A 21250-nucleotide genomic window follows, 5' to 3' on the forward strand; every position below is an offset into this window, starting at 1 on the left:
AGTTAATTAAATGACAGAAAGTAAATAGCCTGCATGAATGGCTTTCAACCTACTTAAATATTTCTCAACTTGAACCTTATGAAATTTCACATACCTGCAATTCAATAATCCCAATAAATATGTTTCACAAAAGCAATCTTAAACAGCTTTTCTTCCTTGCCGGAATTTTGGCAATTTCTTTTGGCTGCGCCAAAAAAGAGGAAGAAACCGGCCGGCAGCTTACCGGTAACCCCAAAATTGACAAGCTCAAACTTCCGGACGGATTTGTGGCAGAGCATCTCTACAGTCCCGGGGAAAATGAACAGGGCAGCTGGGTAGCCATGACATTTGATGACAAAGGAAGAATGATCACCGCCGATCAATATGGATTCCTTTACCGTTTGGAATTGCCTCCAATCGGTTCTGATTCCACTGTGAAGCCAAAAGTTGAAAAACTGATCATTGGAAACGTGGCCGAACCCCAAGTGGGAATGGGATACGCCCAAGGGCTGTTGTATGCATTTAACAGTGTATACGTGATGGTTAACCACAACCCAAATGAGACTTTTAGCAGAGGCACAGGTATCTACAGAATTCAGGATTTGGATGGAGATGATCAGTATGAATCTGTGACAGAAATCCGAGCCTTTACCGGTGAACCCGGTGAGCACGGTCCGCACAGTATGAAAGTCACTCCGGATGGACAGTCTATTTATCTGATTGCCGGAAACCATGTGGATGTGCCGGAAATGAATTCCTACCGACTTCCAAAAGTATGGCAGGAAGATAATCTTTTCCCGCTGATCAAAGATCCAAGAGGACATGCCAATAACCGCATGGCTCCTGGTGGATGGATTGCCAAAATCGATCCGGAAGGAAAAAACTGGGAACTGATCAGTGCCGGATATAGAAACGCATTCGATTTTGACTACAATGAAGTCGGGGATATCTTCGCTTATGATGCGGATATGGAGTGGGATTTTGGTATGCCTTGGTACCGTCCTACCCGAATCAACCACGCTACCAGCGGTTCGGAATTTGGATGGAGAACAGGTAACTCCAAATGGTCCCCTGTCTATCCGGACAATTTGCCGGCAATAGTAAACCTTGGTCAGGGTTCTCCTACCAATGCTATGTTTGGTTTCAAAGCCAACTTTCCAAGTAAATACAAGAAAGCACTGTATGCTTTTGACTGGAGTTTCGGGATCGTTTATGCCATTCATTTGACACCAAACGGTGCGAGCTATGACGCCACTGCTGAGGAATTTATTTCCGGATCACCTCTGCCATTGACTGACGGGACAATTGGTCCGGATGGTGCATTCTATTTCGCAACTGGTGGAAGAAGATTGGATTCAGATTTATATCGTGTGACTTACAAAGGAGAATTGGATACACATACTCCTTTGACTGTAGCTGATCTGCCAGAGGAAGCTAAAATCAGAAGAGATTTAGAGCAATATCACCAAGCTGGCGCTCCTGCTGAAGCCTTGGACAAAGCTTGGGCTCAACTTGGAAGCAAAGATAGATATGTACAGTATGCTGCCAGAATTGTTTTGGAACACCAGGCTGTGGCATCTTGGAAGGCTAAGGCCCTTGCAGAAACTGATCCTGTAAAAAAGATCCACGCTATTTTGGCTTTGGCCCACCATGCAACTGATGCTGATGCTGCTGCCATGCTGAACAGTCTGATGCAAGTAGACTATAAGGCGCTTTCTGCGAAAGACAAGCAGGATATCCTGAGAACAATTGAGGTGATCCTATATCGCTATGACAAAGGAGCAACATCCGTAAAACCTCAATTGATTGCTTATTTGGATCCAAATTTCCCGGCTAATGATAACATGCTGGACCGTTCTCTGAGTATTTTGATGGTCCACCTTGATGCTCCAACAGCAATTGAGAAAACGCTTGCTTTGTTAAAGACAGCTAAAGATGACGAAAACTATCAGAAGACAGCCATGGCTTCATCTGATCTGGTTTTCAGAAATCCACAGTACGGAATGGACATCGCCAATATGCTGGCCAACGTGCCGCCTGCCCAAGCGACATTCTATGCAACTGTATTGGGAGGTGCCGACAAAGGCTGGACTCCAGCCCAGCGTGAGGAATATTTCAAATGGATCAACCATGCGCTGACTGCTTATAAGGGTGGCCGAAGCTATGTAGGCTTCTTGGATCGTGCCAGAAAAATGGCCCTTGCCAGTGTGGATAAGGCTGATTTTGAAAAATACGACGAAATGTCCGGTGGCAAATTGTTGACGGCCAGTGGAAATGATATCATCAATTCAGGTGTGCAGCCTGAAGGCCCAGGCAGAAGATGGACTGTGGAATTGGCCGATTCGGTGGTTCAAAATCTTACCGGAAGGGATTTGGTTAAGGGCAAAGCAATGTTTGCTGCCACTCTTTGCCAGTCCTGCCATACTGTGCAGGGTGAAGGTGGGGCAATTGGTCCTGATTTGACCCAGTTGGGTACTCGATTCTCTGCAAAAGATATTTTGGTGGCCACTATCGATCCAAGTGCAACTATCTCTGATCAATACCATGCAACAGTTTTGGAATTGAAAGAAGGCGGCTCTGTAGTCGGAAAGCTTAACGATGAGGATGAGCAGAACTACTATATTTCCCAGAATCCGTTCGCTCCGGATGTAATCAGAACAGTACCTAAAACTTCTGTGGTCTTGAAGAAAAATGCCGACGTTTCTATCATGATGCCTGGCCTGATCAACCGGTTGAACCCGGAAGAATTGAAGGATTTGATGGCCTACCTGATTTCCGGAGGCAATCCTGAGCATGCCGTGTACAAAGGTCAACCCACAGCACAGAAATGAGGTTCTCAGCCCTGATTAATCTGAAAACAGCAGCCTTGATTTTGGCTGCTGCCTTTTCATTCGGATGTATATCTTCTAAAGTGGAAAAGGCTGATTTTGTGTCCATTTTCGATGGGAAAACCCTCGAAGGTTGGGAATATGATGCGGTGTATTGGACAGTCAAAGACGGAGCAATAGTGGGCGAAATCACCCCTGAAACCGTTTTGAAAAACAATACTTTCATCATCTGGAAAGGCGGAGAGCTCGGAGATTTTGAACTGAAAGTAGATTATTGGATTTCTGAAACTGGTAACTCAGGCGTTCAGTATCGAAGTGACCGTTTTACCGAAGTTCCTTACGCCTTACGCGGGTATCAGGCCGATATTGACGGCGGAAATCGCTACACCGGTCAGAATTACGAAGAGCGGAAGAGGACTACTTTGGCCTACCGTGGTCAGCAAACCCGCATTACTTCTCAGCCGGACAGCATAACTGAGACACGCGGATTTGTGGAACGCAATGCCTGGAAAGGACTGAACCTTGTCTCAGAACTTGGAAACAGGGATGAACTTGGTGCTTTGATCAAAAAGGGCGATTGGAATAACATTCACATCGTTGCCAAAGGAAACGTCATGAAGCACTATGTCAACGGTACCCTGATGAGTGAAGTCACCGATGACGATGCGAAAAATAGGATGATGAAAGGCCTGATGGGATTTCAAGTTCACGTCGGCCCTCCAATGAAAGTGATGTTTAAAAACATTCAGCTAAAGAAACTCTAACAGCTGATTTATTGACTATCAAAACGGTCCAGAACGAAAAGTCTGGACCGTTTTACTTTTTGATTGCATCCAATATACTTATCGATTCAGAGCTAAATATTGTATAAGTAGCCTTGTTTGGTTGGCGCCGACGCCGATTTGAAGTTTTTTTGGAAATTTTGACTGATGACATCTCCACCCAAGGCATTTTCTTTAAATTACTTCCGCGCTTTTCTGATTCACCCATATACAGCAGGATAGTCTCAGAGGGCCTTTTTCATAGGTTTAAACCTAGTCCCAACTGCCCAAAATGAACCTGTCTGACAAAGCAAAATGGAAGCATAAACTGTCCAATTCCCATCAACTTGGTGGAATCGAAACTTCTGTAGTTGATAACGGAGCCGGCAGGGGCGTTCGCATCGCTTGGGTGAATACCGGGACAGGTCTTCGCTACAAGTTGGTACTGGATCGGGGAATGGATATTTTGGATGCATTTTTCAATGAATATAGCCTGGCCTGGATTTCACATGCGGGCATGACTGCACCTCAGCCTTTTTCCAATCAGGGAATAGATTGGCTGAGAACATTTGGTGGAGGCTTGGTGACTACCTGTGGATTGTCCAATGCAGGACCTCCGAATACGGATGAAAGAGGAAGCAGAGGGCTTCACGGAAACTATTCCAATACTCCTGCAGAACTTGTTTCGATCAAGCAGCCGGATATTTTCAGCCAAGACCTTTCTTTCGAAATAGTGGCCAAAGTCAGAGAAACAACCACTTTTGGCCCCAGTTTGGAGATGACTAGGACAATTTCCGGAAAAATCGGTTCCGCCGAAATCCGGATCAAAGACCAGGTCATCAACCGTGGAAATTCACCTGCACCGCACATGATCTTGTATCATATCAACTGCGGTTGGCCTTTAATTGACGACGGGACGAGGATTGTCTGGCAGGGAGAGAAAAAACCAAAAGCCACGGACGCCAACAATACCGATTTCAATCTGACATACGAATTTACCCGGTGTGCTTCTCCCATGGATGAGCATGCTGCGTTTGGAGAAGATGTGGCATTTATTGATCCCAAGGCAAATGCCGGAGACCAGGTCGTTTGCGGGTATGCCAACGATGAATTAGGACTGGCTTTGAAGATTTCATTTTCCAAAACGCAAATGCCTTGGTTGATTAACTGGCAGCATTGGGGGAAAAATGAGTATGTGACGGCTTTGGAACCTGCAACCCACCCGCCTATCGGGCAGGCAGCTGCGAGGGAAAACGGAACTTTGATTCTTCTGGAACCCGGAGAAAGCAGAACCTACGATTTGCTTTTGGAAGTATTGACCGGAGAAAAAGCAACAGAATTTAAAATGTAGAATTAAGAATGTAGAATTGAAACATGCAGATTATGGAATTTTCCAATTTTCCAATTTTTCAATTTTCAAATAACTATTAACTCAATAACAAATAACCGTATCATGAGCCTAGCCAAAAAAGCCCTTGAACAAGGCGAAGGAATACTAAGACTAACCCCGACCTGGGTTCCACGCTCTTTCTGCGTGCCGGGAAGAAGAATCAAACTCCACCCGGACGATTATTACGCTTTGGGAGGTATGCGCGGAGGAATCGACGAGCGTTGGTTTTCATCCACCACCCCTGCTGAAAACGGTCCTTTGACTTCCAAAAATGAAGGCTTGTCTCACATCGCGTTTGAGGATGGAGGAAAGACAGAGCAGTTCCTGTTGAAGGATGCTATCGCCGAAATAGGCGCCGAGATCATCGGTTCCAGGCTTTGGGACAAATACAAGTCCTGGCCGATGTATTCCAAGTTTTTTGACAACATGGGTCCGCTTCCTCACCACATTCACCCAAGCGACGAATTTGGAAAACTGACAGGGCAAAACGGGAAACCAGAAGCCTACTATTTCCCTCCTCAGGTCAATAATCACGGCGGTGATTTTCCTTATACCTTCTTTGGAATTGCTCCAGGGACCAGCAAAGAGACCATTCTCCAGTGTCTGAAAGATTTCAAGAAAGGTGACAACAAAATCACCAACTACTCTCAGGCTTTCCGCCTGCAGCCGGGTACAGGTTGGGATGTGCCTCCGGGAATGCTTCATGCTCCGGGTTCGCTCTGTACCTATGAACCGCAAAAAGCATCTGACATCTTTGCGATGTATCAGTCTTTGGTCAACGAGGCGATTATTCCGGAGGAACTACTTTGGAACGCCACCCCTAAGGACCGATGGGGAGATTATGAGCTTCTCGTAGAAATGATCGACTGGGATCTCAATGTGAATCCTAATTTGATGGACAACCACTACATGGAACCTAGACCAGTGGAAGCAGTGGAGAAAATGCATGCCGCAGGCTATCACGATGCTTGGATCTGCTATCGTTCACGCGATTATTCTGCCAAAGAATTGACCGTATTCCCAGGACAGACAGTCACTATCACCGATAGTGCTGCTTATGGGATGATCATGATGCAGGGACACGGCACGATGGGTGTTTGGGATATCGAAACTCCGTCGTTGATCCGATTTGGCCAGTTGACTCATGACGAGTATTTTGTCAGTGAAAAAGCTGCCAAAGCAGGCGTGAAGATCACCAATCTCTCCAAAACCGACCCGATCGTGATGCTGAAGCACTTCGGTCCGGACAATCCGGATTTGGTGATTTCTTAGTCAACAGTCCACGATCAACAGTCGACCGTTGACAAAAATCAATAACTATTAACCCAATAACTTTTCTCTAACAATGAACAATTTCCCTAAACTTCATAATGCCACCTGGCCCGGGTTGGTCGGAAAAGGTGCTGACTCCGAACCTATAATCCCATTTGATACACTCTTGCAAATGACAGCCGCAGCGGAAGTCAACGGGGTGAAATTTGACGGCTTAGACGTGGGTTTACTCGAACCACATTTTGACCTAAACAATCCTGACGAAGCTAAAAAGCTGGCAGACAAGGTTTCCAAATACAACCTGAATGTCGGTTCCTTAGTCGCTCCGATCTGGGCAGGATCTGCTATGGGTTCGGCTGATCAGCGAAAAACATTCGTGGAAATGGTGCGCAAATCCTGTGAATTTGGCCAAAAGCTAAAGGAACTTGGGGTAAGGCATTATGGGATTGTAAGAATTGATTCCGCAGCTGGTGTTTCAGACTGGGCCAAAGATCCGGTGAGCAACACGAAGCAGATTGCAGAAACATTCAGAGAGGCTTGTGATGTAGCAGCCGGTTTTGGAGAAAAATTGGCAGCCGAAGGCGAAATCTGCTGGGGAGCCATGCACAGCTGGAAACACATGGTCCAACTGATGGAAATGGTAGACCGGCCAAACATTGGTTTCCAGGCTGATATGTCCCACACGTTTCTGTATACCATGGGCTATAATGCTCCTGAGCATAGAATCTTGCCGGCCAATGCGGATTTAAAGGATCGCGAAGCCGTCAAAGCTGCCTTGAAAACCGTGACCGACGCCCTTCGCCCTTGGACGATCGATTTCCACGTGGCTCAAAACGACGGTTCTGTGTTCGGTTCAGGTTCGCATGATAAAACCGGCCGCCATTGTCAGGCCACTGATCCAAACGGAGTTTTGGATATCGCTCACGATGCAGGCTATTGGCTGAGAGACGAAAATGGTCAGTTGACCAAAGCATTTCAACATATCTGTTGGGATGGATGCATGTTTCCCAACGCCGTTATGGAAAATCAGCAAACCTGGAATGACATTTTGGCTGCGATGATCAAGGTGCGTGATGCACATGGATGGAAAGGCTGATTTACGATTTACGAAGTACGATTTACGGGCTTCACTGTAGTGTTGAAGTTAGTTTTGAAAGTTGACCTTTGAGGAGCTAAAACTTTACAACCTTACGACGAATCAACCTTCCAACTCAATTTTCCAATCTTTCAATTTTAAAATCTTTCAATCATGAATAAAAAACTTATCCGAATTGGTCTTATCGGCACCGGTCTGATGGGTCGGATCCACACCAATGGTTACAAGCGTTTGGCCGACTTTTTTCCGGAATATGAATATCAACCTGTACTTCAGGCTTGCTGCTCCCGAAAGGCTGAGCGTGCACAGGCTTTCGCAGATCAGTGGGGCTATAAGTCCATTGAAACCGACTGGAAAAAAATTATCGAGCGCGACGATATCGATGCGGTGGACATCTGTACTCCCAATGATTCCCATGCCGAAATCGCCATCGCTGCAGCCAAGGCTGGAAAAATGATCCTTTGCGAAAAGCCTCTTGCCAGAACAGTAGCTGAAGCCGAAGGAATGGTGAAAGCAATTGAAGCTGCGGGTGTAAAAAACACCGTATGGTACAACTATCGCAGAATTCCAGCGGTGACCTTGGCCAAAAACATTGTTGCTTCCGGCAAGCTGGGAAAGATTTTCCATTACCGAGCCAACTTCCTCCAAGACTGGACCATCAATCCGGATCTTCCTCAGGGTGGAGATGGTACTTGGAGATTGGATGTGGACGCGGCAGGTTCCGGAGTGACAGGTGACCTTTTGGCACATTGTATCGATACGGCAATGTGGTTAAACGGCGGTATTACAGATGTCTCTGCTGTGACTGAAACTTTTGTGAAAGAGCGGGTTCATGTGGGTTCCGGAGAAAAGAAAAAGGTAGGAATCGACGATGCCTGTATTTTCCACTGCCATTTTTCCAACGGTTCCTTGGGTCTCTTTGAAGCTACCCGATATGCCCGCGGACATAAGGCACTTTACACCTTTGAAATCAATGGGGAACATGCTTCGATCCGTTGGGATTTGCATGATTTGACCCGATTGGAATATTTTGATCATAGTGACCAAAGCCAAGTGAGAGGCTGGAGATCCATCCACGTGACGGATGGAGATCATCCTTATATGAAGCGCTGGTGGATTCCTGGTACTTCCATCGGCTATGAGCACTCCTTCATCCATCAAGTTTCCGATTTCTTCCTTAGTCTGCAGACAGGAGAACCTTGCCATCCGACTTTCCGAGATGCGTTTGAGACCCAGAAAGTCTGTGAAGCGGTCATCGATTCGGCCAATTCCAGAGCCTGGAAAGACACAGGAGTGGAATGGGTGGAGAAAGTTTAAAATTTTGAGTTTAAAGTTTGAAAAGGTCCAGGTCGAAAGGCTTGGACTTTTTTATAACAACTGGTACACCGCCACAAAATGAGCAAACGTGCCGACAAGGACAAAAACATGCCAAATGGTGTGGTAATAAGGCTTGTCGCTTTTGATATAAAAGTAAACTCCCACCGTATAAGCCAATCCTCCAGCCCCAATCCAGGCTAAAGTTTCGAAGGAAATTTTTTCCAAAATGTCCTGAAAAAAAAATACGGCCAGCCATCCCATAGTCAGGTAAATCACGACCGAAAGCACTTTGAAACGTCCGGTAAAGAAGAGTTTGAACAAGCTGCCTATGAGAACCGAAGCCCATAGAATCAACAAAAAGAGAATAGCTTTGTCCTGTTTTAGTACGGCCAAAACCATCGGCGTGTAGGATCCTGCAATCAGGAAATAAATGGAAATATGATCCCAAATCTGAAGCTTGCCTTTCCACCTTGGGTTTTTAGAAGCATGGTAAAGTGTTGAAAAAGTGTAAACCATCACTATTCCAAAGCTAAATGCAATCCCCCCTATCAAAGCAGAAAGCTGGTCTGTCTCTGCCGCTTTTTGAATCAAAAATGGAATCCCGATCAAGCCCAATACCAATCCTATACCATGTGAAATTGCATTGGCAAGTTCTTCTTTTGGGGTTTGTAGGCGCTTGGACATAGACTCAGTTTCTTCTTGAAGCTAAGAAGGATTGGAATTTGGTTCGTTGGATAGGTTAAGACTTTCCTAGTTTAAATTCTGAAGAAAATCCCTTTCCGATATAGAAAATAGCACAATCCCCACATTGCCCCCAAGGTGGCAATTGCGGCAATCAAGGCCAATCCATGCTCTCCAAAACCCATCCAGCCCAGAAACCCTCCGGTGAAAATCACTAGGGTTTTGTTGAGCCACCTGCTCAGAATTTCGGCAAAGAGGTAGATGAAAATGGAATTCATTCCGACAATCAAGAAGGGGAAAACCCAGCCTTTGTTGTTTTTCACATCGACAAACCAATAGAAAAATGCCAAGGCCAAAAGTGCCCAACCTCCGGAAGCAAAGACAAACGCTGTGGTGCTGATTCGCTTGATGATTGGGGTGATTCCTGCCAGATCCAAGCCATAGCCTAGGATCAAACCTATCAAACCTGCCAATGCGATAGCCTTGATTTTATCCGAAGCAGGTTTGGCCGAAAGCAGTAGATTCCCGCAGATGGCTCCCCAAATGGTATGCGCTGCTGTAGGGATCGCGTTGATCGCTACCCAGCCGCCATTGTTGATTTTCCCCATCAGGATTTGATCAGTATAGTTTCCGAAGTTGGTTCCATGCTCAAAAGGCACCTCTGGATTATAGACTCGATATAGGATTTCTGTTAGCGCCAAAAGTCCCAGGGAAACACCCAACTGAACTTTCCAACCTTTGTCCAGCAAGAAGAAAGTCACCAAAACTGTAAATGAAAGCTGGGTCAGTACATTCCAAAGCTCAAAAACCAGTTTGCCTGAATAGATGCAATGCAAACCCGTCCCAAAAAGGAAAAGCAAAAGGCATCGCTTTAGGATATGAAGCGTGACTTTACTCCTGTCCTCTGAAATAGCCAATCTTTTATTGAGCGAAAAGGGCATTGCTACTCCGACGATGAACATGAAAAAGGGCTGAATCAGATCCCAAAATCGCAAGCCGTTCCAATCGTGATGGGTGAATTGGATAAAAAATCCATGCAGCACATTCCCTTCAGGAAAGATTTCCAACAAGGCATCGTAAACCAGGGAAGCTTCGGCAACCAACAGAAACATAGTGAGTCCGCGGTACACGTCTAGAGATACGAGCCGATTGGTTGGATTCGGGGCGATGGAATTCATAGGGGGCTTTTTGGGTGATTTCGAAGTTAAAAATTGCATTCGAAAAACGTCGGAGAATTTGATGAAAGATTGTCCTGTTTTGCTGTTTTCCTTTTCAAAAGGAGACTATTAACCGACCGATTTCCCGATTGGTTTGTCATTTCTGCTCCACTCACTCCAGGACCCGACATATAGCTTGGGAATGCCCAGCCCTGCATGTTCCAAGGCCAAAAGGGTGTGGCAGGCAGTTACCCCAGAGCCACAATGAACAATAATATGTTCATTGGGAAGATCGTCCAAAAGTTCCTCATATTTATCCCGCAGTTTTTCTGGAGAAAGGAAATTCCCATTTTCATCCAGGTTTTCTGTAAAAGGCACATTTTCGGCCCCTGGTATATGGCCTGCAATCAAGTCAATGGGTTCTGTTTCACCCCGATATCTCTCAGGTGATCTTACATCGATGATCAAGTGGTCTTTATCCCATGCCACTTCTTCCACCTCATCCATGGTTGCGATTCCTAAAGTCCAACGCTCGGCAGGGTATGGGGAAGTAGGCTTTGGTTCCTCCCAATGGGTAGAGACAGGAATCCCAGCGGCTAAAGCTGCCTGAAAACCGCCTTCCAAAACCTGGACTTTGTCGTGGCCCACAGCCCGTAGCATCCACCAAAATCTTGCAGCTGAATTGGCTCCCTTTTGATCATCATAGACTACCACTCGACTTTCAGGTTTAATTCCTAACCTTCCCAAGGTTTTACAGAAATCCTCCAGTTTGGGTAAAGGATGTCTTCCTCCATCAGCCAAATTTGCTTTAATATCGGCCAAATCCAGATTTGGATCGACAAAGCGTGCCCCTTTCAAATGACCTTTTTCATAGGTGTTTTTGGGGTTGGAGCTATTGCGCGCATCTACAATTACCAGGTTGGGATCGAAAAGAATTTTCAATAACTCCGCTGGTTGGATGAGGGGTGAGGAAGGCTGGGTCATCTTATCAGTTAACTTATAGGTAGGAAAGAGGCTTTTCCTAATTTACGGGTTTGTTTGGGGCAAAAAAATCCCGCCCGGGAAACCGGACGGGACAGTTAATTGGAGTTTAGAGCAATTAAAACTGAGACTTAAGCTGCTCCAACTTTTGATCAGCCTGAGTGTCAACCTGGAAGGAAACTGAAACTTTTTCCCAGGCCATAGTCACTGTCGCTACTTTGTTGTTTCCGGCCGAGATGGTGTAGGTCAGCCTTTCGGTATTTTCACCCATCTTCGGAGCGGCTTTTACTGCAACTGCATCGTCAGCAGCCAAAGCCTGTTCGTCGATTTTTTCGCCTTTCATGTATGCATAGACGCTTTCTGCCTTTTTGTTCAGGTGAATGGTCCATTCTCCGGACGCGGCTGGGGTGATGAAGATGGAGTACTTTCCTGCCTCAAGATCTTTCCCACCCACGCTGACGTCGGTACTGAATTCGATGATCGTCTGGGCGTTTGCTCCTGCTCTCCAGGTCTCTCCGTATTTCAGAAGTTCCCCAAATATTTTGCGTCCTTTTACCCCAGGTGCGGAGTAATCGATGCTGATCTTAGTGAAGCCTACGTTTTGGGACACAAAAGATGCCGGGCTGGGCGAGGGCGCTTGTAGCTGGGCAAATGCTGCAAAAGAGGAAGTAATAAACAGGGCAAATGCAAGAAAAAAGAGTTTGGTGTTTTTCATGTGTGTATGAATTTGGGTTTTGTACGGAAAGCTAACAAAAATTTGGGAGGGATGGTTTATGGACTAATTTTTCCAGCCTGTTTTTCAAACTTTCAAGAAGTGATATTTTGGGATAGGGAAACAATCAAAAAGCCACCAATTGGTGGCTTTAGTTTTATGAACCAGGCAAAGTCTTAAAATGCAGAAATGACCAGATAGATCAAACCTGCAATAAGCGCACTGACAGGAATGGTCAGTATCCAAGCCCAAAGCAGGTTTATAGTGACGCCCCATCGGACTGCCGACAATCTTTTGGTAGCACCCACACCAATGATAGAACCGGTGATTGTATGTGTGGTTGAAACGGGGATTTTGAGCATTTCAGTCAGGAAAAGGGTGAGTGCCCCAGCTGTTTCGGCCGCCACTCCTTCAAATGGAGTCACTTTGGTGATTCGGGTTCCCATTGTTTTGATGATCTTCCAACCTCCGCTCATCGTACCCAATGCAATGAACGAGTAGCAGGCTAAAGGGACCCAATTTGGCATTTCATCAAAGCTGGAAATTTGATTTCCGGCAATCAGGGCAACGGTGATAATTCCCATTACTTTTTGGGAATCATTTCCTCCATGACCAATACTGAATGCAGCAGATGAAACCAATTGCATCCTCTTAAACCAAACTTCGCTTTGGGTGTAATTCATCCCGCTCAAAAACAGGGAAAACAGCGAAATGGATATAATGATAAAACCGATAATCAGCCATTTTACATTTTCTCCAAAGCCGATGTAGTTAAGCGTTTGGGATTCATATCTTGGAAGGAAAGTGGTCTGAACTTCCTGAGGTTGATCTTTACGGATTATGGAAAAAGTGATCGGATCGCCATGCCGGTAAGTGGCTAGGATTTGATCCAATTCAGAAGTGCTTGGCAAGTTTTCTCCATCAATGGCAATCAAAACATCTCCTTTGACCAGGCCCATAGCCATAGCAGGAGTTTTGTTTGGGATTTCCTGGATAGTGAGACCCTTGTCAGTTTCCTCGATTTTATTGAAACCCATGATTTTGGTCATTTTGGTTTCAAAAGAGGAATGGATAAAAAACACTGTGGCAAAAATGACGACCAGTGAAAAGAGTTTGGGATAGATATTTTTCCTGAAGGAATTGAGAAACCAAAGCGAAATAATAAAGGCCATAAGCATCCCTAGCAAAGGGGCAAGTACAATAAAGCTTGCAATTTTTGCTATTGTACCTACTTCTATCGCCCCAAAACCGGCATGTGCAATCGCTGCACCTGCAAATCCTCCAATGAGCGTATGGGAAGAACTGGAAGGGATGCCAAACCACCAGGTAAGCAAGTTCCAGGCAATGGCTGCAATCAAACCCGCCAAAATTACTTCCAGAGTAATATCAGCCTCGTGAACTGTTTTGGCTATGGTATTGGCAACACCATGATCTTTGAAAATAAAAAATGCCACAAAGTTGAAAAATGCCGCCCACACCACGGCCTGAAATGGAGAAAGGACTTTAGTGGAGACTACCGTTGCAATGGAATTTGCTGCGTCATGGAAGCCGTTGATGTAATCGAATATAAGTGCCAGTGCAATGATGACTATCAGTAATGTCGTCATGAGTTATCGGATGACTTTTAGAGATAGAACAGGATCAGGAATACTTGACAATGATCGACTCGATCACATTGGCGGAATCCTCGCATTTGTCAGTCACGATTTCCAAATCTTGGTAGAGCTCTTTCAGTTTGATCAGTTCGATTGCATTGGTCTCATGGAGAAACAAGTGTTTTAGGGCTCTGTCCAATAGCTCATCCGCTTGATTTTCAAAATAATTCACTTTGACACAAGCATCAGTAATGGATTTGAGGTCTTTCATATTTCTCAAACCTTTCAAGGCTACCCTCAAAGAGCCAGTTGAGCTCACAATCACCTCCGAAAACTCCCGCATGGTGTCATTGATCTCAGCGATGTTGTAGTTGAGAATACTCTTCGAAGAGGCCCAGATGTAATCCGCGACGTCATCCAGTGTGGTTGCCAAATAGTGGATGTCTTCGCGATCGAAAGGAGTGATGAAGTTTTGGCCAAGTTCTAAAAATAACCGATGGGTTGCCTCGTCGTTTTTATGTTCGAATGCCTCAAGGCTGCTCAATAGTTGAACTCGCTTTTGTTCATCTGCTTCGTTGATAGCATCCCGAAAAATCTTGCTCATATCATATAGATTATCAGCTACTTCTTCAAACAAACTGTAGAAAACTCTGTCTTTTGGGGTGAAGAGTTTTACAAAGGAATTCAATCCCATGGGATGATAAATTTTAGGTTGGTGATTGTGCTTAAGCGGCAGCAAAGGTAAGTACTTCATTTTTAGCACCTCTTCACTTAAAAATGAATTAACAATTAGATAACACTAAGAGAATAATTAGTCCTTTTTTTGAATAATTTGGGTTTAGTCTGAATTCGGAAATGCCTCAATCTCAGTGGATAAAGTTAATGCAAAAAATTCTGATCATCATTTTGAAATCTAACCGAAAGTTGACAAATCCCCATTTTTTGCAGATTAAAAATGAATTTGGAATGGTATTTTGATGCGACATGTAAAAAGCCCGGTGATTTCACCGGGCTTTCAATTTTGCTACTTTTTCAACTGACTTTTGATAAAGGCCACGCTTTGCGGAATCTGCTCAACGGACCGGCTGCTTTCGTCCTCGATGACCAGGTATTTTGTTCCTTGCTTTTTAGCCTCCTGGATCAATCCGGCAATGTCGATATCACCGGTTCCCAGGATCACATTCGTTTCGACGTCACCATGTCCATCGGCCGATCCGGGTGTGCCTTTTTTCCGGTCCTTGAGATGAAGCTGAGGGAACTTACCGGGATATTTCTTCATCAGGGCCAAAGGATCTCCTCCGCCCATCTGTACCCAGAAGACATCCATGTTGAATTTGAAATCCTTGGCGTTCTCCAGCATGTAATCCATGGGAGTTCCCGAAGCGGAATTCGCAAATTCATAGCCATGTGGATGATAGGTCAGCGTGATTCCCTCTTTTGCCAGCATTGCGCCGGTTTTATTGAAGAGCTCCGTAGCGGCTTTTACGTCATCCAAAGAGATGGGGCCTTCAGTGTGAGGGATCCAGTAGCAGGTGGCGTATTTGGCACCGTACTTTTTGGCATCGGCGATGATTCCAGCAGGATCGGATTTCAGCTTGTTATAGTCAGCGCCCACGCCAACGATGCGAAGCTTGTTGTCCTTGAGGAGTTTTGCATATTCCGCCTCAGACATTCCATAACCTCCACCTCCCTCCAATGCCGAGATGCCCCATTCGGCAACCATCTGGTGGTATTTGACAGGATCTACCTTCATTTCATTACGAAGGGAGTAGAGTTGCAGGGCAATTTCCTGGGCGCTCAGACACAGTGGAGCCGTCAGGAGAAGTGCTAAAAACAGGGATTTGAGTTTCATAGTCAATTGGGTATTTTGGAGTTGATGTAAGCTAGGGATTTTTGCAGTTTCAGGAAAGAAGTTAGGGGCATTTTCCCTAAATTGACCCCACAGCACATTCACATGAATTCAAGAAGAAAATTTATCCAAAACGCTTCCTTTTTAGGATTAGCCATGAGCCTGAAACCCAACCTATCCCTTTTAGCCGCCCAAGATACCGTTCTTGGACACGGAGATTTCAAGTATAAAATTGACCCGAGTTGGGGCAATCTTGATCCCGCCAAAGTTCCTGTTGTCAACTGCCACGAAATGGTCATGGACCGTAAAGGCCGGATGATCATGCTTACAGATGAGGCTAAAAACAATGTCATCATTTACGATCAATCTGGTAAATTGTTGGAAACCTGGACTTTGGGGTTGAATCGTGCTCACGGACTTTCTCTGGTGGATGAAGGGGATGCAGAATACCTGTGGGTAGTGGATAACGGAGGAAAAGTGGTCAAAACCTCTTTGGACGGCAAAACAGTTGCAGAAATTCCTTCCCCATTGACTACTGGGATTTATACGGAAAAAATGCCTTGGGTCCCTACCGAAACTGCCGTCGCTCCAAACGGCGACTTATACATTGCGGATGGGTACGGCTCTCAGTTTTTCCTTCAATATGACAAAAACGGAAATTTCATCCGGAAATTTGGTGGGAAAGGAAACCAGGACGCAGAGTTTAGCACAGCCCATGGGATTGCAGTAGACCAGCGTGGTGGAAAAGCACCAACCTTACTTTGTACTTCGAGGGGACATAATTCCTTCAAGCGATTCACGATGGATGGGAATTATATCGAGACCATTTTTCTTCCGGGAGCCTTTGTTTGCAGACCGGTGATCCATGGCGAGAATTTATTTGCCGGCGTTTGTTGGTCAAGGCTGCGATATTTGGAACAGACGGATAATTCCGGATTTGTGACGATTCTGAACAAAGACAACAAAGTGGTGTCCAATCCGGGTGGTACAGCTCCTGAATATCGTAATGGCGAACTCCAGTTGATGGTGCAGAAGGAAGCTGTTTTCAAACATTGCCACGATGTCTGCATCGATCAGGATGAAAATATCTACGTCTGCCAGTGGAATGCCGGCAAGACCTATCCGATTAAGCTGACACGAGTTTGAAAAAATGATCAATGGACAATGACCAATTTACAATTCCCAAGTTCGGCTTCGGAAGTAAAGTACCTTGAAAATTGATCATTGAATTTGAAAATTGGTCATTAAAAATATTCAATGTACAATGGTGGATTAACAATTCTCAAGTGCGGTTCTGATTGTGGGTTTTCTTGAAAATTGATCATTGAATTTGAAAATTCAACATTTAAAAAATGATCAAAAGGACAATGATCAAACTGCAATTATCAAGTGCGGCTTTGGTAGTGGAGTTTCTTGAAAGTTGATCATTGAATTTGAAAATTGGTCATTAAAAGTAATCAATGTCCAATGGTCGATTAACAATTCTCAAGTACGGCTCCAGACGTCTTACCCAAATGAGAACGTGAAAATTGATCTTTCAACCTGCGGTATTTATTGAAAAGAGATATGACCTGGAAGAAAGACTTGTTCGATTTGCAGGGGAATGTATCCGATTTTGTAACTCACTGGGGAATACCTTTGCGGAAAAACACATGAGTGGACAATTAATCAGATCTTCTTCAGGAGCTTGTTTAAATTATGGTGAAGCTCAAGGTGCAGAAAGTAAAAAGGACTTTATTCATAAAAATGGAATTGTTTTGAAAGAACTTAAGGAATCCCGGTCCACCTTGAAAATTTTGAAAATTTAGATTTGGGAGACTCGGAATTAAGAGCTTTTCTTTTAAATGAATCAGAAGAACTATGTGCCATTTTCGGAAAAATCATTTTGACTGCTAAACGGAACCTAGGAGATAAACTGATTTAATCTGAATATTTTAATAGAGAATATCGAACACTAAAGTCCGAATGTTGAAATTCAAAAAATAAACCTAACCCCCCCCCTTTAATCATGAAAAAAGTAACCGTAGGATGGTTTGAAATTCCGGTCAATGATATGGATCGGGCCATCACTTTTTATGAAAAAGTTTTTGACTGCAAGCTAAATAAGCAGGTGATGGGAGATTTTCAAATGGCTTGGTTTCCCTGGGGTGATGACGGAAAAGGCGCAGGAGGAAGCCTCGTTTATCACAAAGAATTCTATGAAACTAGTGGACACGCTGGCGCTCTGATCTATTTTTCCTCGGAAGACTGCGAAGTCGAGCTCGGAAGAGTTGCTGAAGCAGGAGGTGCGGTTCAAATCCCAAAAAGGCTCATCGCTCCAGATATTGGCTATATGGGTGTGTTTTTGGATTCCGAAGGCAACAGGGTTGCGATTCATTCGCAAGCATAAAAAGGATCCTTCAGCCTTTCTATCTCCGACTCCAAATTTTCGGATTTAAACTAGTATGGAACACAGCCCTCACATTGACTTCGTTTTCTTTCTCGTTGATAGTGAAATGAATTAAAAAAGGGAAGTTTTTCATAGGTAAGCAACGGACGTTTTTGTACCGAACTTGAAAGAATGGATTTAGTTCTAAAGTATCCAAGTGAGATTTTAGTTCGACTGAAAACCGAAGACCTAGTCCAATCACTTTATTTTCAAAAAAATAGACAGCGTCTTCGATATCAATTGCTGCCTCTTCACTTATAACTACATTAAATAGTTTTGTGCTTGAGCTTTTCATTTAAAATATCAAAAAATGTATCCTTTGAAACATTGTTCTTCGGATTCGAATATTTCATTCTTTCCAAAACCATTTGTTGATGTTCAACAGGAATTTCGGAGTTTAGATCATATTCAAAGCCCAGATCTCCCATCAATTCGATAAAGAATTCAAGTTTTTCTTCGGGGATTTGTACAGTGATCGCTTTCATTTTTTTTGAATTTACTTCAAGTTAACCAAAATCGAGTAAAAAAATCTCAAACCAAAACCACTCTCAGGCTTTTGGCACCGTGCGCTCCAATCACCAGTGATTGTTCAATATCCGCTGTTTTGGAAGGACCGGCAATAAAAAGGCCGAAACCAGATTCCGCATTTCCGATCAGATTGTATCCCTGATGCATCGTTTCGACCAGATTTTTTCTATTCAAAACGATCACCAAATGCTCCGTAATAAATGGTAATGCACGAAGTCCAAGATTGGAGTCTTCCAGCCAAATGGCTCCGTTTTCGGCAACTCCAAATTGTCCATCCAAAATCGCCAATCCCAAATCCTCTAGTTCATGCGGATCTTCTGGTAGGGAAATGGTCGATTCATTCTGGAAATGAGAAGAAAGAGAAATGATTTTCGAAAATTTCGCATTTGGCAACCAGTTATCAAATTCGACCTTGGTAAGAACCTCACCCTTATTTCCCAGAATGGATTGGGTAAAGGTTTCCACCAGTTCTCCGGAAAGTCGAAAATCCGGAATTTCAGGGAGCGATTTTGGCGCAATTGAAACCCCACGGATAGCGGATAATATGTTTTCCCTGCTGCTCATGATCGGTTTTTTTGATACCACTGCTGGAAGGATTCCTTTGGAGTTTCCGGAAGATTTCTGTTTTTACCCCAGGTATTGAGAGGATGGTAAATTAGGCTGTCAGGAAGGGCTTTGAGTGCAGAACGCATCAGATTTCCAGAGATTTTATAAGCCAAAGGACTCTTGAAAATCCCGTTGGCCAATTTCATGGAAAGGCCTTTTCCAAATTCCCCGTGGGTTTTGGTGATCTCCTGTCTCCATTCGTAGAGTTGCTCGTGGATGTTGATTTTCACAGGACAGACATCCGAGCAGCTCCCGCAAAGGGTAGAGGCGAAGGGAAGCGTGCTGTGCTTTTTCATATCCAATCCCGGCGAAAGGATGGATCCAATCGGTCCGGGAACAGTACTTCCGTAGCTGAATCCTCCACTTCTTCTATAGATCGGACAGGTATTCATACAGGCTCCACAACGGATGCATTTGAGTGAATTTTTGAATTTTTCCCGAGCTAGTTGAGCTGTTCTGCCATTGTCCACCAAGATGATATGCATTTCTTTCCCCGGAGAAGGGCTTCGGAAATGCGAGTTGTAATTAGTCACAGGCTGACCTGTGGCGGATCGAGCGAGAAGGCGGAGGAAAACACCCAGATCTTTTCTTCGGGGTAGGATTTTCTCAATTCCCATGCAGGCGATGTGGACATCGGCAAGGTGAACACCCATATCTGCATTGCCTTCGTTGGTGCAGACTACAAATTCTCCGGTCTCAGCGATTCCAAAGTTGACTCCGGTAATGGCGACTTTAGCTTTGAGGAATTTTTCACGGAGGTGAATGCGGGCTGCATTCGTTAAATAGGAAGGATCTTCGTTGCCTTTTTCGGTATGAAGTTTTTCATGGAAAAGATCCGAGATTTCCCCCTTTTTCAAATGAATTGCCGGAAGCACAATATGGCTTGGTGGCTGATTGAGAAACTGTACGATCCGCTCTCCCAAATCCGTGTCCACGACTTCCACGCCATGCTTTTCCAGAAATGGATTCAGATGGCACTCCTCAGTCAGGATGGATTTGCTCTTGACAATTGCGGTGCAGTTTTGTTTTTGGAGAATGTCCAAAACAAGCTGATTGTGCTCTTCTCCATTTGCCGCCCAATGGACTTTAATTCCATTTTTTTGTGCATTTCTCTCAAAATCTTCCAGATAGGAACCCAAGTTTGCCAAGACATTATCTTTGATCTGGGAGGCTATTTCACGCAATTGTTCCCATTCGGGAATGGTTTTGCTGATGCGGTCGCGCTTGTCCCGGACAAACCATAATGTCTCATCGTGCCATTTGGCTTTGGCCTGATCTTTCAGAAATTCGGTTGCATTCTCCGGATGGCTCATGAGATCGCCTCGTTTAAGATTTCTGCAATGTGGAGAAACTTCAAAGTTTGATTATTTCGCGTCGCAATTCCCTGCAAATGCATGATGCAGGACATGTCTCCGCCGGTTAGGATTTCTGTTTTGTGGCTGAGGTGATCTTCGAGTCGGTCTTTTCCCATTCGCACGGAAAGTGCTTCTTCAGTTACGGCAAAAGTTCCCCCAAATCCACAGCATTCGTCTGTTCTGCTCAACTCCACCCATTCCAAACCTTCCAAATTCTCCAAAAGTTTTCGGGCTTTGTTGAATGGCGTTTGATTGAGTTCTGAGCTTGAGGCCAATCGCAATCCTCGCTGTCCGTGGCAGGAAGCATGGAAGCCCACCCGATGAGGGAATTTTCCTTCTAATTTTTCAACTTTCAATACATCAGTGATGAACTCTGTCAGCTCGTAGACCTTGTGATGCAACTCGGCCTGCTCATTTTCCAGACCAGGGATTTGTGGTGAATGTTCCTTGATATGCAATACACAACTTCCTGAAGGTGCCACCACATAATCGAAGGGTTTGAAAAGCTCTATAAAATGTCGGGTGGTTCCGATGGTGTCTCTTTCGTATCCGGCATTTGCCAAAGGCTGACCGCAGCAGGTTTGGCCCGAAGGAAAAGTTACTTTGCAGCCCAGTTTTTCAAGCAATTCAAGCGAGGCAATTCCCACTTTGGGATAGAATTGATCCACGTAACAGGGGATGAACAATGCAATATGAGGGGAATCGGATTTCATCA

General features: G+C 44.7%; 20 protein-coding genes. 9 read left to right on the forward strand and 11 right to left on the reverse strand.

Annotated features, from left to right (window positions below; genetic code table 11):
- Positions 1 to 119: 119 nt before the first annotated feature.
- From B0E43_RS30070 to B0E43_RS30095, 6 genes are all read left to right on the forward strand, one after another.
- Positions 120 to 2810, forward strand: coding sequence for a c-type cytochrome (locus B0E43_RS30070; RefSeq protein ID WP_077349292.1), 2691 nt, complete (start codon positions 120 to 122; stop codon positions 2808 to 2810).
- Positions 2807 to 3571, forward strand: a complete 765-nt coding sequence (locus tag B0E43_RS30075) for a DUF1080 domain-containing protein (protein ID WP_077349294.1) — start codon at positions 2807 to 2809, stop codon at positions 3569 to 3571. The genes B0E43_RS30070 and B0E43_RS30075 overlap by 4 nt, the downstream gene beginning before the upstream one ends.
- A 289-nt stretch (positions 3572 to 3860) precedes the next feature.
- Positions 3861 to 4919 (forward strand): aldose 1-epimerase family protein, encoded by a 1059-nt coding sequence (locus B0E43_RS30080; RefSeq protein ID WP_077349296.1) that lies wholly within the window; start codon positions 3861 to 3863, stop codon positions 4917 to 4919.
- Positions 4920 to 5021: 102 nt separating this feature from the next.
- Entirely contained in the window at positions 5022 to 6230 is a 1209-nt protein-coding gene (locus B0E43_RS30085; protein ID WP_077349298.1) for a hypothetical protein, read from the forward strand.
- Between the two features lie 73 nt (positions 6231 to 6303).
- Positions 6304 to 7326 (forward strand): sugar phosphate isomerase/epimerase, encoded by a 1023-nt coding sequence (locus B0E43_RS30090; protein WP_077349300.1) that lies wholly within the window; start codon positions 6304 to 6306, stop codon positions 7324 to 7326.
- A 153-nt stretch (positions 7327 to 7479) separates the two neighbouring features.
- Complete coding sequence (locus tag B0E43_RS30095) at positions 7480 to 8643, forward strand: Gfo/Idh/MocA family protein (RefSeq protein ID WP_371454683.1); 1164 nt, start codon at positions 7480 to 7482, stop codon at positions 8641 to 8643.
- Between the two features lie 51 nt (positions 8644 to 8694).
- On the opposite strand, the gene B0E43_RS30100 is transcribed toward B0E43_RS30095, so the two are convergent.
- The 7 genes from B0E43_RS30100 to B0E43_RS30130 all read right to left on the reverse strand — a co-directional run bounded on the left by B0E43_RS30100 (position 8695) and on the right by B0E43_RS30130 (position 15621).
- Positions 8695 to 9327, reverse strand: coding sequence for a hemolysin III family protein (locus tag B0E43_RS30100; protein WP_077349304.1), 633 nt, complete (start codon positions 9325 to 9327; stop codon positions 8695 to 8697).
- A 71-nt stretch (positions 9328 to 9398) separates the two neighbouring features.
- Positions 9399 to 10502, reverse strand: coding sequence for an acyltransferase family protein (locus B0E43_RS30105; protein ID WP_077349306.1), 1104 nt, complete (start codon positions 10500 to 10502; stop codon positions 9399 to 9401).
- A 108-nt stretch (positions 10503 to 10610) separates the two neighbouring features.
- Complete coding sequence (locus B0E43_RS30110; RefSeq protein ID WP_254423404.1) at positions 10611 to 11423, reverse strand: sulfurtransferase; 813 nt, start codon at positions 11421 to 11423, stop codon at positions 10611 to 10613.
- Positions 11424 to 11580: 157 nt separating this feature from the next.
- On the reverse strand, positions 11581 to 12177 hold the full coding sequence (locus tag B0E43_RS30115) for a DUF2911 domain-containing protein (protein WP_077349310.1): 597 nt from the start codon (positions 12175 to 12177) through the stop codon (positions 11581 to 11583).
- Positions 12178 to 12350: 173 nt separating this feature from the next.
- Positions 12351 to 13781 (reverse strand): inorganic phosphate transporter, encoded by a 1431-nt coding sequence (locus tag B0E43_RS30120; protein WP_077349312.1) that lies wholly within the window; start codon positions 13779 to 13781, stop codon positions 12351 to 12353.
- Positions 13782 to 13815: 34 nt separating this feature from the next.
- Complete coding sequence (locus tag B0E43_RS30125) at positions 13816 to 14523, reverse strand: DUF47 domain-containing protein (RefSeq protein ID WP_217349156.1); 708 nt, start codon at positions 14521 to 14523, stop codon at positions 13816 to 13818.
- A 270-nt stretch (positions 14524 to 14793) separates the two neighbouring features.
- Entirely contained in the window at positions 14794 to 15621 is an 828-nt protein-coding gene (locus B0E43_RS30130; RefSeq protein ID WP_077349384.1) for a sugar phosphate isomerase/epimerase, read from the reverse strand.
- 153 nt (positions 15622 to 15774) lie between these two features.
- Here B0E43_RS30130 and B0E43_RS30135 point away from each other — a divergent pair, with 153 nt between their 5' ends.
- The 3 genes from B0E43_RS30135 (at position 15775) to B0E43_RS30145 (ending at position 18007) form a co-directional block, all read left to right on the forward strand.
- Complete coding sequence (locus B0E43_RS30135) at positions 15775 to 16764, forward strand: 6-bladed beta-propeller (protein ID WP_254423405.1); 990 nt, start codon at positions 15775 to 15777, stop codon at positions 16762 to 16764.
- A gap of 383 nt (positions 16765 to 17147) precedes the next feature.
- Positions 17148 to 17426 (forward strand): four helix bundle protein, encoded by a 279-nt coding sequence (locus B0E43_RS30140; protein ID WP_217349157.1) that lies wholly within the window; start codon positions 17148 to 17150, stop codon positions 17424 to 17426.
- A 200-nt stretch (positions 17427 to 17626) separates the two neighbouring features.
- Positions 17627 to 18007 carry a VOC family protein gene (locus B0E43_RS30145; protein ID WP_077349316.1) on the forward strand — a complete coding sequence of 127 codons (381 nt, stop codon included), beginning with the start codon at positions 17627 to 17629 and terminating at the stop codon, positions 18005 to 18007.
- A 305-nt stretch (positions 18008 to 18312) separates the two neighbouring features.
- Here B0E43_RS30145 and B0E43_RS30150 read toward each other — a convergent pair whose 3' ends face one another.
- Genes B0E43_RS30150 through B0E43_RS30165 form a run of 4 tightly spaced genes read right to left on the reverse strand, consistent with a single transcriptional unit; the run spans position 18313 to position 21248 of the window.
- The gene (locus B0E43_RS30150) at positions 18313 to 18531 is read right to left on the reverse strand and encodes a hypothetical protein (protein ID WP_077349320.1); all 219 of its coding nucleotides are present in this window, start codon (positions 18529 to 18531) and stop codon (positions 18313 to 18315) included.
- A gap of 46 nt (positions 18532 to 18577) precedes the next feature.
- Complete coding sequence (locus tag B0E43_RS30155) at positions 18578 to 19138, reverse strand: LUD domain-containing protein (RefSeq protein ID WP_077349322.1); 561 nt, start codon at positions 19136 to 19138, stop codon at positions 18578 to 18580.
- Positions 19135 to 20493 carry a lactate utilization protein B gene (locus tag B0E43_RS30160; RefSeq protein ID WP_077349324.1) on the reverse strand — a complete coding sequence of 453 codons (1359 nt, stop codon included), beginning with the start codon at positions 20491 to 20493 and terminating at the stop codon, positions 19135 to 19137. The genes B0E43_RS30155 and B0E43_RS30160 overlap by 4 nt, the downstream gene beginning before the upstream one ends.
- Entirely contained in the window at positions 20490 to 21248 is a 759-nt protein-coding gene (locus B0E43_RS30165) for a (Fe-S)-binding protein (protein WP_077349326.1), read from the reverse strand. Before B0E43_RS30165 ends, B0E43_RS30160 begins: the two co-directional genes overlap by 4 nt.
- Positions 21249 to 21250: the final 2 nt, after the last annotated feature.

Origin of the sequence: Algoriphagus sp. A40 (assembly GCF_002002735.1) — a bacterium.
Lineage (GTDB): Bacteria > Bacteroidota > Bacteroidia > Cytophagales > Cyclobacteriaceae > Algoriphagus.